The 14,334-nt window shown below is 40.6% G+C and carries 18 protein-coding genes; 8 read left to right on the top strand and 10 right to left on the bottom strand.

The features are described from left to right. The 3 genes from LC608_RS32500 to LC608_RS32490 all read left to right on the top strand — a co-directional run. Positions 1-444 (top strand): transposase (locus LC608_RS32500; protein ID WP_229557500.1); only part of this gene is annotated, 444 nt, incomplete at its 5' end. Positions 445-450: 6 nt separating this feature from the next. Beyond that, on the top strand, positions 451-738 hold the full coding sequence (locus LC608_RS32495) for a Type 1 glutamine amidotransferase-like domain-containing protein (protein WP_308189964.1): 288 nt from the start codon (positions 451-453) through the stop codon (positions 736-738). Between the two features lie 128 nt (positions 739-866). Further along, positions 867-1,682 (top strand): acyl-CoA desaturase, encoded by an 816-nt coding sequence (locus LC608_RS32490; protein WP_229557499.1) that lies wholly within the window; start codon positions 867-869, stop codon positions 1,680-1,682. Between the two features lie 344 nt (positions 1,683-2,026). Here the strand turns inward: LC608_RS32490 and LC608_RS32485 are convergent, their stop codons facing one another. The 4 genes from LC608_RS32485 to dinB form a co-directional block, all read right to left on the bottom strand. Then, positions 2,027-2,377: a four helix bundle protein gene (locus LC608_RS32485; RefSeq protein ID WP_229557498.1), complete on the bottom strand. Its 351-nt coding sequence runs from the start codon at positions 2,375-2,377 to the stop codon at positions 2,027-2,029. 32 nt (positions 2,378-2,409) lie between these two features. After that, positions 2,410-3,549 carry a transposase gene (locus LC608_RS32480; RefSeq protein ID WP_229557497.1) on the bottom strand — a complete coding sequence of 380 codons (1,140 nt, stop codon included), beginning with the start codon at positions 3,547-3,549 and terminating at the stop codon, positions 2,410-2,412. Then, positions 3,509-4,300 (bottom strand): ISL3 family transposase, encoded by a 792-nt coding sequence (locus tag LC608_RS32475; protein ID WP_229557496.1) that lies wholly within the window; start codon positions 4,298-4,300, stop codon positions 3,509-3,511. Before LC608_RS32475 ends, LC608_RS32480 begins: the two co-directional genes overlap by 41 nt. 360 nt (positions 4,301-4,660) lie before the next feature. Beyond that, positions 4,661-5,746 (bottom strand): DNA polymerase IV, encoded by a 1,086-nt coding sequence (gene dinB, locus LC608_RS32470; protein ID WP_229557495.1) that lies wholly within the window; start codon positions 5,744-5,746, stop codon positions 4,661-4,663. Between the two features lie 224 nt (positions 5,747-5,970). On the opposite strand from dinB, the gene LC608_RS37730 reads away from it, so the two are divergent. Continuing rightward, the gene (locus LC608_RS37730; RefSeq protein WP_374108479.1) at positions 5,971-6,111 is read left to right on the top strand and encodes a DUF1392 family protein; all 141 of its coding nucleotides are present in this window, start codon (positions 5,971-5,973) and stop codon (positions 6,109-6,111) included. Here the strand turns inward: LC608_RS37730 and LC608_RS32465 are convergent. The 3 genes from LC608_RS32465 to LC608_RS32455 all read right to left on the bottom strand — a co-directional run bounded on the left by LC608_RS32465 (position 6,058) and on the right by LC608_RS32455 (position 7,851). Beyond that, positions 6,058-6,294, bottom strand: a complete 237-nt coding sequence (locus LC608_RS32465; protein WP_229557494.1) for a hypothetical protein — start codon at positions 6,292-6,294, stop codon at positions 6,058-6,060. The two genes, LC608_RS37730 and LC608_RS32465, sit on opposite strands and share 54 nt — an antisense overlap. A gap of 329 nt (positions 6,295-6,623) precedes the next feature. Beyond that, entirely contained in the window at positions 6,624-7,091 is a 468-nt protein-coding gene (locus LC608_RS32460) for a hypothetical protein (RefSeq protein WP_229557493.1), read from the bottom strand. Between the two features lie 313 nt (positions 7,092-7,404). Beyond that, the gene (locus LC608_RS32455) at positions 7,405-7,851 is read right to left on the bottom strand and encodes a response regulator (protein WP_229557492.1); all 447 of its coding nucleotides are present in this window, start codon (positions 7,849-7,851) and stop codon (positions 7,405-7,407) included. A gap of 514 nt (positions 7,852-8,365) precedes the next feature. Here LC608_RS32455 and LC608_RS32450 point away from each other — a divergent pair. Then, positions 8,366-8,650: a WGxxGxxG family protein gene (locus LC608_RS32450; RefSeq protein ID WP_229557491.1), complete on the top strand. Its 285-nt coding sequence runs from the start codon at positions 8,366-8,368 to the stop codon at positions 8,648-8,650. Positions 8,651-8,815: 165 nt separating this feature from the next. On the opposite strand, the gene LC608_RS37075 is transcribed toward LC608_RS32450, so the two are convergent. Beyond that, positions 8,816-8,983: a helix-turn-helix transcriptional regulator gene (locus tag LC608_RS37075; protein ID WP_308189963.1), complete on the bottom strand. Its 168-nt coding sequence runs from the start codon at positions 8,981-8,983 to the stop codon at positions 8,816-8,818. Positions 8,984-9,001: 18 nt separating this feature from the next. Continuing rightward, complete coding sequence (locus tag LC608_RS32440) at positions 9,002-9,238, bottom strand: hypothetical protein (protein ID WP_229557489.1); 237 nt, start codon at positions 9,236-9,238, stop codon at positions 9,002-9,004. Positions 9,239-9,811: 573 nt separating this feature from the next. Here LC608_RS32440 and LC608_RS32435 point away from each other — a divergent pair. After that, on the top strand, positions 9,812-10,351 hold the full coding sequence (locus LC608_RS32435) for a DNA cytosine methyltransferase (protein WP_229557488.1): 540 nt from the start codon (positions 9,812-9,814) through the stop codon (positions 10,349-10,351). A gap of 483 nt (positions 10,352-10,834) precedes the next feature. Next, a complete protein-coding gene (locus tag LC608_RS32430) occupies positions 10,835-12,565 on the top strand; it encodes an MHYT domain-containing protein (RefSeq protein ID WP_229557487.1) in 1,731 nt (576 codons plus the stop codon). 45 nt (positions 12,566-12,610) lie between these two features. Here LC608_RS32430 and LC608_RS37070 read toward each other — a convergent pair whose 3' ends face one another. After that, positions 12,611-12,733, bottom strand: coding sequence for a hypothetical protein (locus LC608_RS37070; RefSeq protein WP_267871293.1), 123 nt, complete (start codon positions 12,731-12,733; stop codon positions 12,611-12,613). 661 nt (positions 12,734-13,394) lie between these two features. Here LC608_RS37070 and LC608_RS32425 point away from each other — a divergent pair. Beyond that, positions 13,395-14,288, top strand: coding sequence for a hypothetical protein (locus LC608_RS32425; RefSeq protein ID WP_229557486.1), 894 nt, complete (start codon positions 13,395-13,397; stop codon positions 14,286-14,288). Positions 14,289-14,334 lie beyond the last annotated feature (46 nt).

Here is a 14,334-nt window from a genome sequence, read left to right as displayed (position 1 = left end):
GCAGTTATGCTCTTCGGGTTTAAGACTCTTGATTCAAGTAGTTATAACGATTGGGTCAATCAATTCAAAGTTAAGTTGCACTCCTCACTCAATCAGTGGATTGACAAAGCAGGAGCAACAGCAGGTCAGCTTTTACGTTCTTTGCGCGATAAAGCAAGCCAATGGTGGTATTTCCTTGACCATCCTGAAGTTCCTCCTGATAATAATCAGGCTGAACGAGAGTCCTTCGGACACGCTTCGCGAACGCTGCGTTTGGCTGTGACAAAACGTAAAGTTAGTGGTGGTTCCCGTTCAATGGAGCGGTTTCAACATACTGCTAATTTATTGACCGTGGTACAGACTTGTCGCCGTCAAGCTAGGTCTGTCATTGATTTTTTTGCACAGGCTTTAATTGCTAATTCTAGTAACTGCCTGTCTTGCCCTTCTTTACTTCCTCAATATTAGACCTGAATCCTTACGAATTTAGTTCCTTTTCAAATTAACCCCCACTATACAAATGCAGCAATCCCAAATCACAATGGAGAGACAAGAGAACAAAGACTGGAAGAATTTCTAGTTTTAAATCCAGATATTTATGTTGTAGGATTGCCGGAAGGAACAATGTTAAAAATTGAAGATTCATCAATCAGATTGATTGGCAATAAAACGATATATTTATTCAAGTTTGGAGAAGAAAAACAAGAGTATTATCCTAATGATAATTTGGATTTTCTTCTGGAAAAAGTTTCTTCTGCATGATGACCATTTTTAAATGACTAAATCGCTTAGGGAGCATCCGATGCTCGGTCCAACTTTGATAGTTTTACAATCTACGACGCTCAAAACAGCAATCGCATCTTCAGTGGCTGGGACTGCGGTCTGTGCTGATGGATCTCACGGCTAAGGTTGAGATTAAAGGCGACGAGGCGATGATTCAGGCTTTGGCTGACTTCTCCAAGCGCAATGCATCTACTGTAGGCTTTCATCGATACTTTGCACACAGAGCTTTCAAGTCAAACAAAGTGATAGAGATCACTCTAGCCATTCTTGGCTCTATGGCTGCTCAAGGACCTGTAATTTTTTGGGTAGCTACTCATAGATGCCATCATCAGTACAGCGATCAGCCCAACGATCCTCATTCACCTCGTCTTCATGGAAACGGAATTTATAATCAATTACGCGGACTATACTATGCCCATATTGGCTGGCTGTTTGAGAGCTTGATTGTGAATCCATTAATTTTTGCCAAAGACTTGGTTCACAACCCTACCATTGTCAAAATTAATCAGCTTTACCTAATTTGGATAATACTAGGTCTTGCTATTCCTACGGCTATAGAAGGGATTCTTACAGGAAGTAGTATTGGAGCATTCCAAGGGTTTATGTGGGGAGGAATTGTCCGAATCTTCTTATCTCACCACACGACTTGGTGCATCAATTCCATTACCCACGTCTTTGGTCGCTACCGTTTTGAAAACGCTGATCAAAGCCGAAATATTATTTGGCTTGCCATTCTAACTCTTGGAGAAGGGTGGCATAACAACCATCATGCTTTCCCAAACTCGGCAAAGTTTGGTATGAAATGGTGGCAATTTGATCTAGGTTACTGGGTTATCCGGTCTCTTGAAGTAACAGGTATGGCTTGGGATGTTAAAAGTCCAACACCAGGCATGATACAGGCTAAACAGATTACTTCTGTATAAGGCAATACTGTTAAGTTAAGGCTATGCAGTGCTAAGAATAACGAAAATAGGGGGACGATTTCGTGTGCCAGTACCTCGGTGTTTTAATCTTTTTGAGCGAAACTTAGATACAGGTTTTTTGACAACTCTGGGGTTGGTACGATGAACTCGTTCTGCTAGCAATGTATCCAGAATTTCCAAATTCAACCAACGCAAAAAAAAGGGAGTGCTTGGTGTGCTTTTACCCATAAATTGACCAAAAATGAATCATAACTTGGTTCTTGGCAACTTTTGGTGATCTTGGGTGGGGGAAGGCAGAAGGCAGAGGGCAGAAGGCAGAAGAAAGAAAGGAATAAGTAGTAAGTTCAAGCTTTAAGTTTGTTTAAACTTGCAACTAATATACTTTGCATTTCCTCAACTTCATTTAATAGGGGTGTGAAAAGATTTTTCTCGGCTAAGTCTACTTCTTTCGCAATGATTAATTGCGTATCTAGTTCTCTCAAGGAGGCTAATGCAATATGTAAAAACTGTATGTATTCTGGCTTTGACCGCCTACCATAGCCTTCTGCTATATTAGATGCTACAGATACAGAAGAACGTCGGATTTGGCTGGTTAAACCATACAATTCGGACTGAGGAAATAGGCGGGTAAATTTATAACAATTGATAGCAAGTTGAACCGCTCTTTGCCAGATAAACTGATTTCTATAACTCATATAATCAAGTGTAAATTGTCAAAATTTTCTCCTTAAATAGCCAACAAAAATCGTCGTTCAAGTAAATCTATTTTGGCGCGACCATACATCTGTCGCTTTAACATTTTCAAGCGATTAATATGGCCTTCAACTGGGCCATTACTAACTGACATAGTTACACCTGCTTTCACAGCATTGTAGTCAGACTCTAAACTAACAGCAAAGGAGCGCAACAAAGAAACAGAGCTGTTTTTAGCTTTGTTGAACCAAGCATCGAGCTGCTCAGGTAGGCGTTGACGCACAAGGAATGCAAACTGTTGGGCTAGTTCAATAGCTGACTTCAAATCCGAATGGGCTGTTTGTAGTTGAGCGATTGCTTCACGCTCATTAGGCTCTGTTAATTCCGGTCGTCGCAAGACTAAAGCTGTAAGGCGACTGGGGGTGAGAGGACGATGGGAAGAAGAGCTTACCCTGGGGGAAGCGTTTTTTGTTGAACCTTTTGCTGGTGCAAATCCGGGTAAGCTCTTGAGATAACGAGTGAAGCGAACGACTGTACCATAACTACCGGTATAGCCGCAGGTGCGAATTTCTTCAAACAGTTCTTGGGTGTTGTGGTTCTCGCTATTCCAGCGACTGAGGAGGTAATCTTGATTTGGGTTGAGAAGACTCAGACCGTGGTCGCTACGTTCACGACGTTCGGTAAAAGTTGAGCTACGCAAGTAATTGAATACGGTAGTTTTAGAAACTCCCAGCTCTTGAGCGATTGCTAGCCCTGAGAAGCCAACAGACCGCAGTCTCCAAACTTGCTGATGGATTTCCCTCCGTCTATCCCGTGCTTTGGCGGATTGAACTTTTCTTTTTAAAGATGTGTTTTGGGGAAACCTTGGTACAACTGGGTTCTTATTAGCCTCAGTAATCAGGGAAAGGTTATCGGGGAAAGGCAGAGGGCAGACGGCAGACGGCAGAAGGTTGGTTTGAGGGTTCTCCTGTGCAGCCAATCCGTCTGTATTCTCTGCCAAAAAGGGTTTAAGACCCCCGCCCAAGTTTTGAATTTCAGTGGTCTGCAATTGGGTGGGGTATGTATCCCCATCCAATTCCCGAATGCCTTCTTCAAGTGCTGTTTCCACCTCTAAATGCACTTTAGTATCAGTACTAAATACTTGTTTTTCCACAACTTTTACGTACTTTGGCATGAATACCAAAGACTTGATAGAGCGTTTGAGATAAGTTCTGCAATAAGTGAAAACGGTCTGCAACTTGAATGGCTTCTGGTGCGCCTTGGCGGATACCACTTTCATAAGTTTTTGACCGATCTCGTGAGACGATTTTGATACCAGGGTGAGCTTTTAACCATTCTGCTAAGGTTTCAGCTTTTGCGTCTTTTAGTAGAGCAATTGGTCGTCTGCGTTCCAGATCAATTAGTGCTGTGCCGTAAGTTTTACATTTACGAAAGCAGAAGTCGTCTACCCCAAGAGTATGTGGCGTTACGATTGGTGGTAGTGGGACTGAGCGGACTAAATTTAATAGTGTGTTGCGAGAAACTTTTATTCCCCAATGCTGTGAGAGTCTTACCCCTGCTGCACCACCATTAGCTAAACCAATCACACTCAGTCGTTGAGCTAAACGTAGAGTTCTTCTAGCCCAAGGTGTGGTTACATTGGTCAGCCTTTCTGTAAAAATGCGCCGTTTACACAACTTATTGATGCAAAAAAACTTCCTTACCCGTAACTGTAAGGTAATGCTGTAATCAGCCCAGGGTAAGTCTGCTAATAAGCGTTCATAGCGGCTATGAATTTTGTGAGTTGGTTGGTTACAGACTGGACAGTTAACTACTCTACTGATTGCGGAAACAATCAACTTTATCTGAGTTTTTATCTTGTCAAGAAGGCAATTCTCAAGTTTCAGATTGGTTGAATCTGGTAATAGGTGAGTTAGCACCGACATAGAACTTGCTGAGGCTTATTCCTCAAATGTTTGATGGAGTGAAGTTCGAAGTATCTCGATTATATCTTTCTTTCTTTCTTCTTCCTTCTGCCTTCTGCCCTCTGCCTTCCCCCAACCTAGATCACCAAAAGTTGCCAAGAACCATCTTTTCCTTTAAGTCACAGATTGTGAACTATATCATGTCCTAAAAATAGCCCAAGAATCGAATCTTATTCAGACTGCTGAAGCGTTAGAGAATCAACTATCCCAACTGCAACAAGAATTGGGAGATAATTCAGACACACAATTGCAGTCACTAATGAGCTTGTAAAATGCTTACGACGGTAACTGAGCTTTTTAGAAGTGGGGCTTACACCTGCGCTAAAATATGATGTTCCCATTCTGAAATAATGGCAATTGAATAGCTTGTAACTGTTTGGCATTATCAAGGTTAGACAAGGAAATTCCCAACAATCTGATACTACGATTCTCCAGTTCAATTGACTCAAACAGTGCTTTAGCTATCTCAAAAATCGCAGAGAGTTCACTAATGGGAGCAAGCATTGTCTTACTGCGGGTTAGCTGCTGATAGTCAGAGAACTTAACTTTCAGAGTTAATGTACGTCCTCGTGTTTCGTGCTGCTCTAACCGTTGCTCGACAATTTGGGCAATCTGTTCGAGTTCTTGTAACATCTGGCTGATATCACTTAAGTCTTGTGCAAACGAGGTTTCTGCACCAATTGATTTACGAACCCGATTCGCCTCAACTGGTCGGTCATCTTCTGCTCTGGCAATCTTGTAGTAATAATGGCCTGCTTTACCAAAGTGGTGTGTTAGCTCAGTCAGCGATCGCTCTTTCAATTCAGCTCCAGTATGAATGCCGAATGAGTGCATCTTAGCCGCAGTCACCTCTCCAATGCCGTGAAATTTTTCAATTGGCAGTTGCTCTACAAAGGCGATAGCATCCTCCGGTAAAATCACCGTTAGTCCATTTGGCTTATTCTGCCCTGATGCCATTTTTGCAAGAAACTTGTTAATCGACACACCCGCAGTTGCCGTTAACTTCGTTTCCTGGAAAATTGCAGTTTTAATATATCTTGCGATAGTAGAAGCATAGGTGATGTTTTGCTTGTTCTCAGTAACATCCAGGTATGCTTCATCTAGTGCAACTCCTTCCACTAAATCACTGTAGCGTTTAAAGATAGCGTGGATTGAAGTGGAAATATCTCGGTAAACGTCGAATCTCGGTCTGACAAAGATAAGCCCAGGACATTTGGCAATTGCTGTTACTGACGGCATCGCGGAATGAATACCAAACTTACGAGCTTCATAACTCGCTGCTGCAACTACGCCTCGCTGATTCGGACTGCCACCGACGACTAACGGTTTGCCTCGGTAGCTAGGGTTATCCCTTTGTTCTACCGATGCATAAAAGGCATCCATGTCTACGTGAACTATTTTTCTCACTTGGAAGCAGAGTGAAGCATTAAAAAGTTAGGGCAACTGGTGCTTAATAAAATACTATATTACTAGTTTTATAGTACATAAGCACTACTTGGTTTAAATACCATATCTGCATTATTCCCCAACGAAACTGCTACGGCGGGGTCAATTATCGGCTATTCCGTGCCTCCCAGTTTTGCAAGCCAATTATTCATGTCGGCACAAAGTATTTTGAAAGGAGCAAAAGTATGACTAATCTTGTCCAAAACTTAGAACAGTGCTGGTACATCTCCCCGCCCTGGGGTAAACGAATCCCGCCTCTACTGGTCAGTCTGTTAGAGCGAGTGAGTGTACGTGAAGTCTGCCAAACTATAAGCGTTACGAGTTAGCAATATTGCATCCATCAGTTCAAAGGTTGCGTCATTTCCAACTCGCAATTCATTTTTTCGCCCATTCGCAATTAATAATACCCCACGCACGCCACTTGCTTTATGCCGGGAAACCCGTCTACCGCAGTGGCTTATAAATGCGAGGGTTTGAATATTGATACTATGTGTTTTGTTTATTTTCATAATTGAAACATATCCACCCTTGGTACCATCGCTGATCGAGAAATGTCACACATTGGGTTATCCTGTGAAGTGCTTACGTCTGCCCTGCGGCTATTGCCGAGTATCTCTGCACGGCGAGGATTTGGGAGATTGGTCGGAACTTGGGGTACTGGCTGTTCTGTCGGGGACGGTGGCTGCCGGGGTTGACTGCGGCGATGTCAGGCTGACGGTGGAGTGTCTTTTGGGGGCGAGGAGTGGGCGGTTGGGTTTAATTGGGAAATGTTTAAACCCCTTGCTTAATTCTTGCCCATCTCCCCCGAAAAAAAATCGCTCTCCTAAACTGGCACAAGCTAAATTGGCTGGCCAAGAATTTTCTCAATCATCTCTGATTGCATGGTCTGCAAATATTGGGGCACAAATTCTGACGGTAAAAACTCAAACAGTATGCGATTCTCCACCCAAAACTCGATCGCACTGAATGGGACGGCATCTCCTGAAGAGCGAGTCAGGACGCGCCATCCCTCACGTTGACCGATCTGCTCGATCTGCTCCTGGGTGGTAGGAACCGAAATTGCCGCATGGTTAGCCACAAATTTAGTCGGTTCAGCTTGCAGTACCTGCGCTGATTCGGCATCAGTACTTGGAACCCATACATCACCTTCTTTAAACACCACAATGTGAGTACCATGTTTGTCAAAAGGCATCACGAGGTAACTACCAGGAGTGAAAAATTTATATACCTTACCATTCAAAACTTCAGCTAGAGCAGTAGCAACTTGCAATGGATTGTGAGCATCGATCGAAATATGCAGGATCATAAACATAACTCCATGAAATAAAAACAAAATCGTGGGTTATTGATTGAATTTGATCTACACGGGACAGATGAGGTTGAGATCGCGACTAAGTGCCGAAGCGATCGCTGCCCCAAGAAAAACCTGTGTTTGGCTTGGGTGAGTTAGTCGAATTTCGATTTCACGGTGATGGGTCACCGATCCAGTTATAGAACAATCTTACAGCGTGCATTAAATCCGCCAAATCTTACCAATAACTTTGGACTTTAATTCACTAGAAGCAATTGCGCTTCCTTGCGTGTTATCAACCAATCACATCTTTGATAAATTCTTAACCTTAATTACCGCCATAATCCAGTACTAACCAAGGTACATGAGCTTTGATCAGGTAAATTAGATTCTCTACTGGCTTCGATTTAACAAAGTAAGAGCTAGCCCCTAAATCCATAGCTTCTATAGCTTGGTTTTTATTTTCTGAGTTACTAATCACGACCACTGGTATGTGCTTCAACAAGGGATGCTGTTTTACCCATGTTAATAACTCTAAATTTGACAACACAGAAATGTTTAAATCTGATAATATTACTAGGGGTAAACAGGAGCCTGAGTTATCAAATGAAGAACCTTTACTTTCAAGATAATGTACAGCTTCTACTGAGGAGTTGACTACAAATACATTTACAAATACATTATCTAAAGACGTTTGCTCAATCACATCTTTAATTGACATCTGTGTAATAGGTTCGTTAGAAGCTAATAAGATAGTGTAATTATATGAACTCATGAGCTAATCGCAACTATGATGAATAAAATTTATTTATAGACATTTTTGTTAAGATTTTTTAGATTGAAAAGCCTTTTAAAAATCAAAATTTTCTCCCATATTCGCATTAGCTACATTTGGCTATTAGTTGCTTAGTTTAAGCAATAGTTTCTAATTTATTGCTGTAGTTGATAATACGCACCTACCAAGAGTGGGAGTTTAAATAAAGGCATATAAGTACTGACTGTGGAGTTAGTTGCTAGCGTAAGTTTTATGTAAATATTTGCTAGCCAGCTTTTGAAAAGTGGCGGTAGTAGTTGAGTGCGCTATCCTAACTGAGTTTCGTTCCTCCTGGAGAACTCAGTTATTGATTAGAGTGAAGCTTTGAAGAAGAAAATCTCACTCTATTGACGTTCTCATTAAAGTAAAATACTACTTTATTGGGACTCTATGAGCAGCGTTATTTGTAGCTTTGGACTGATGAATGTTCAGCTTGAGATTGATAAAGTATGAATACCAAAACAGAGTTTTAATTATGAAGCGTTCGGACATATCAAAAGTTATTGGCTCTAGCATACTAGCAGTGGGTCTTGCCGTAACTCCTTTAATTATGCCCGCCTCGGCCCAAAGCAACACCTCTGGGGATACAAACACTACTTCACGTACAGATAACACCTCTACTCAAGGGGCGAATAGCAGAGATGATAACGGTTTTGACTGGGGCTGGTTAGGCTTGTTAGGTCTGGCTGGTTTGGCTGGTTTAGCTAAAGGCAAGCGCTCTGAATCTACTGCTTATCGTGACCCAAATGCAGTTCGTTAGCACGGCTTGAATGAATTAACTTTTAGCGACAATATTAGTTAGACAGATTGTTTAACCCTAGATGAAACACTGGAACTTCTGATATTTTTGATATTGCAAATACCCTAATGCTTACTTAGCTTAGGGTATTTGCAGTTAGATACAAGAATTTATGTTTAGTTGAAATCAATACTTGTTAAGGTATAGTTCCAGCGTGTTGAGCAACTTTGGTAAATCTTTCTGAGAGACTTTACTTATACATGTCTCAACTGCATCAACCCAAGAAACGCTTTTCCCCATAGTTGTAGCAAAAAATGCCCTAGACCAGCCTTTTGCTTTTCTAGCTTCTCTAATTATTGCCGTCAGCTTAAACTAAATTTGATTTACAACAGCTTTCAAACGCTTTAAACGCTGATTCTGTTCTGACCACTTTTTGCAAGCATCTTTAACGATTTTTATCTCTGAGGGCGATAAAAGCTCATCCCCTTGCCCAGAAGCTATAATTTTAGCTGCTATAACCGCTTTTTCATACTCCACGCCGTACTTAACCAGTTCTGTGCAAAATATTTTTTCTCTTTCTTCTATTGATGTAAAATAACTACTTGGCATTGTTCAACAGATAATATAAGTCTTATTTTGAAACTACATCAATAAAAATAAGTTTCCGTTTCAAATCCTACGAATTCTAGAAATTTATGACTTCTACCTAGAGATACTTAAATAAAGATAGTTAATTTGCATCTATAGGGATAAGAGGCTGTGAGGCTTTTAGAGCATCAACCAACAGAAATATTAAAATATAATTAAATATTTTTCAAAGTCAGCGAGAAACAAACAAGTGGTTGTATCTAGGTAAGGGGTTGCCTTTGGTTATTCCTGAACAAATGCTTACCTCTAGAAACCAAAATTAAGAATTTCAGATATCGTAATACACATTTGACGCTTCATCTTACTGTTGCGATTATTCTTCCACAGTCTACGAGACCTCTTGCAACAATTGCAGGCTGTAGAAAACCCTTTTACGAAGGGCAGTGATTCTCACAAAAATACTCTACCGAATTATTCACATCAATAGAGTATATAAATTTACTACAATCATCTTTTCTTTTACCAGCATTCACTTTATACTTTAGTAACTTATTTATACCTCAGCATAACTACTGGAAATTTTGCCTACAGTTTATGTTGGGTTTCCCTTGCGCCGGCACAAGTAACTTAGGCAATAGACTTGGACTTGCCGACTTCAGATCCGCACTCTGGGGAGAACAATTTAGGATCATCCACCAGTGTAAACCAGCAATCGCTCTCATCGAAAACCCAGCAGGGCTACTCGCTAGAGGAATGGCAACAGTCCTCGAAGACCTTTCCCAAATCCGGTACGTATGTGAATGGTCAACTATACCCGCGTACTGCCTCGGCTTGCCACATGAAAGAGAAAGAGTCTTTATCATTGCCTACGCCGATGGCTTATTCCACCATCAACAGCCAACCCCCTGGGCAGACCAAATTGGAAATCATATTACGCAAGTACGGATCTCTCATGAAGACCGAAGCTTTGAACCCGGCATTCGTGAGGTGGCTTTTGGGATTCCCGTTGGAGTAGCCAAGGGAATCAAGGGTAATTATGATGCCCGTCGCGCTTATGGTTTGAGTTGTTCTCCCCGGCAAGCTGCTGTGACTTGGAAACGGATTGATTACCTATGCAGTCTACTTTCAAATTAGGAGGTACATTATGGTGAGCAAATTCAGTCTGTAAGCGTTGAAAGTCCCATTTTTATAGTGGGTGAACTTGTTAAATTCTAGTTTGCTGCTTATGGGTCAAACAGGCGCACTGTTTTGGGTATACAACTAATTAACGGCGCTTGACTCTACAGCATTGAATGGCAGTCTTCCACTTTAACCGTACCAGAGGACGCAGGAATTTGCATCTTTCCTCGGCCAAATGCCAAGCCTAAGTTTAACCCTAACCTCGCTTGGGTAACTGATTATGATTTGACAGGGGTCTAACACCAATTCGCTGCTTTTGGCAATTGTTTAAGAAGCGAATTGCCAGTACCCACCTTTGGTATTATCGCTGATCAAACAGTGCCACTCGTCGGGTTATCCTGTGGTATGCAAGAATGCCTTGTCTGTTGGGAATAATAAGTAAGAAAAACAGGTCAATAATCTTTAAAGTTTATTTAAGCGGAGCTAGTAATTTACTTTATGCTTCATGGTATTTATGACATTCGCCTAAGCTTACTTTCTGTAGCTATTGCTATGCTAACGGCATACACCACACTTGATTTAGCAGGACAAGTCGTAGAATCTAAATCAAAAGAACGTTTTAGGTGGGTGGTTGGTGGAGCGGTTACGATGGGAACTGGCATTTGGGCTATGCACTTTATTGCCATGCTGGCATTAAGTCTGCCAATTCCGATTCATTATCATTGGTTAACAGTTGCCATATCGCTAGTGCCAGCAATTTTTGCCTCTGGGTTAGCCCTTGCTTTAGTTAGCTTACCAGAGATTAATATTTTGTCGCTGTTAAGCGGTAGCCTACTAATGGGTATAGGAATTAGTGCCATGCACTACATCGGTATGGCTGCTGTTCGCTTACCAGCAAAGATATCTTATGACTTTAATATAGTTGTATTGTCGATTGCAATCGCTATACTCATTTCCCTGCTTGCACTTTGGGTTGGGTTCAAACTCAGAGCTGATACTACCTTAAAAGGAAGGTGGCTCAGGTTTGGGAGTGCAATTATATTGGGTAGTGCCATACCCTCAATGCACTACACAGGCATGATGGCAACCCATTTTTCCAATCCCAAAATCATCAATCTAGCCACAGTTGATACTAATAGATCAGTTTGGATGGCTGTAATTGTTGGTTTAATCACAGTACTGCTTTTGGGCTGGACGTTGCTCACCTCATTTTTTAATCAACAATTAAGTGTTCAACTAGTTAAAACAGCTGTTCTCAAGTCTAATCAAGAACTTTTACAACAAGCACTACAAAAACAAGCAGAGCTAGCAACCTTAGCTCAAACAAGAACTGAGGAATTAGAAGCAGCAATGTTAGCACTTAAACAAACTCAATTACAATTCATTCAAGCCGAAAAAATGTCCTCAATAGGGCAAATAGTTGCTGGAGTAGCGCATGAAATTAATAATCCTGTCAATTTTATTTATGGGAACTTATTTCATATAGAAGCCTATATACGAGATATTCTAGAATTGATTAACACTTATGAAAAATACTATCCTGAGCCTCTACAGACAATTCAATTTCTCAAAGAAACTATTGATTTACAATTTCTGACAAAGGATTTACCAAAAACGTTAGAATCAATGCAAGTAGGAGCTACAAGAATTAAGCATATTGTTGACTCCTTACGTAACTTCTCACGCCTGGATGAAGCCGAGTTTAAGACTGTAGATATTCATGAAGGGTTAGATTATACACTACTCATCCTCAAAAATAGATTGATCAACACAGGGGGTAATAGACCGGAAGTTACGGTAATTAAAGAATATGGAGATTTGCCATTAGTAAATTGCTATCCTGGGCAATTAAATCAAGCGTTTTTTAATATTTTTACGAATGCTATTGATGCGTTAGATAAAAAGTATATCAATAACATGAAAATAAATTGTGATTCTATACCAATAATTAGAATTACAACCAGTACTTATCAACAATACTGGATTAATATTCAAATTTTTGATAACGGTTTTGGAATTAGTGAAGAACTACAACGCAAAATTTATGACCCATTTTTTACAACTAAGGCAGTTGGGAAAGGTGTGGGGTTAGGTTTATCGGTCAGCTACCAGATTATTGTAGAAAAACATGGAGGGAAGCTCAGTTGTATATCTGCTTTTGGTCGAGGAACTACTTTTCAAATTGAAATACCAATAGATGCTTCACCCAATTTTAAGAAAGCCAGTTAAAAAACAGCTATCTTGTAATTGGTTAGTCCATTGCAGAACATTTGCTCAATCACCAGTCTTCTGTCCATCTACAGCTAAAGCTTTACCACTACGTTTGGCAATCAGGTAATAATCTGTTCCTGCGGTAAGGTAATAGTATTGTGTTGCGGTAGATATTATGGTTGCCATGATTACAAAGCCCTTAAATTACTAGATTTTGAGTAAGGATTCAGTACCTGACTTTTCGCGTCATGTGGAAAAGTCCACGTAAAATCTAACTTCCAAACCAAGAATTCAAAGTCTCTCTCCTCGCAGGAGAGAGATTTAGAGAGAGGTTTTCCAGATACCGTGAAAAGTTAGATCAGTTACCAGCCTGTAAGAGCATGAAGAATTCTTTCATGTTCACTGTTCAGTGTTTTAAGTGTGGTTCTAAAATAATAAATGTTAACATAGTTATTAATAATTTTTCGATAACTTATTGAAAGTAAATATTGCAAATTTAACAGTACAGCATGATGTAATAATTTGGTTTATTTTAGGTCAAACCGTTACGATTTTTTCATGCTGACACAACAAAAGCTAATGCTGATGAATATTTTGACTGATTTTTTCAGAGCAACGTGTATTTTCTATTAACACTAAATAGTATCACTTTTCCCAAAATAGAATCTGTTTTCTTATAGCTTAAAACTCTTAACTTTCTTAACTGTCTTAACTGTCCAAACTTTCTTAATGGCTATCTGCTTAACTGTCTTATCTTTCCTTGTGTTTCCACTCTTATAGCGAGAGTATGTATATACGGAGTTAAGGCAACTTCTACTCACAGCTTTGTCAAACAGGAGTTTAAATCATGGTAGCTACACCCGTAAAAAATCAGACATTATCAGTCACATATAGAACCGATGGTACTAAAATTGCATCGGGAAAGACGACACCAGGTGCAACTGATTGGCAGGTATATAGCACTGAGGGTATTTATGTAGACGTTGACACTAGTGCTGCAGCGTTCACTAAGACACCAATATACGTAACATCAATTGGTGGCGATGCCGAGCATTGGACAACCACAGGCGCTAGTTCTGTTTATAGTGCTACAGAAAAAGGCTTTCGCATCTATATCAGACGGGATAATGGTGGTGCCCTTACCCCAGCACAAGCCAATGGTAAGAAATGGCATATTAATTGGATTGCCATATCAACAACTGCTACTCTTATTTATGGTCAAACGTACAATATTCAGAACGGTTACAACAATTGGGAAGGAGGGTACTTAGACACTTGCAATCATGCTACAGGAAATAAATATGATGTATCAACAGCTAATACCCCCACTAGAGCTCAGGGTACTGGTGAATGGAAAATAGTTTCCGCCAGTGGCAAGCAGAATGGTACTCCTGTCCTAGTTGGTGACGATATCTACTTGCAGAATCAATATCAGGGTGATGGTGGGTACTTAGACACTTGCAATCATGCTACAGGAAATAAATATGATGTATCAACAGCTAATACCCCCACTAGAGATCAGGGTACTGGTACATGGAAAATAATTTCTAGTGGCCAGCAAAATGGTACTCCTGTCTCAGTTAATGACGATATCTACTTACAGAATCAATATGGTGGTGATGGTGGCTACTTAGACACTAGAGGTGCTGGCCCTACAGGAAATAAATATAATGTATCAACATCTAACACCAAGGAAAGAGATAATGGTAGTACTCACTGGCGTTTTATAGATCTGAAGTAAGAATTCAGGTGGTGGATTGGGGCAACAGAGATGGCTGGGCTGTCGG

The sequence above is a fragment of the Nostoc sp. XA010 genome, from assembly GCF_020829625.1.
In the GTDB taxonomy this organism is placed as follows: Bacteria; Cyanobacteriota; Cyanobacteriia; order Cyanobacteriales; family Nostocaceae; genus Nostoc.
This window is presented reverse-complemented; position numbering and strand designations above follow the sequence as displayed.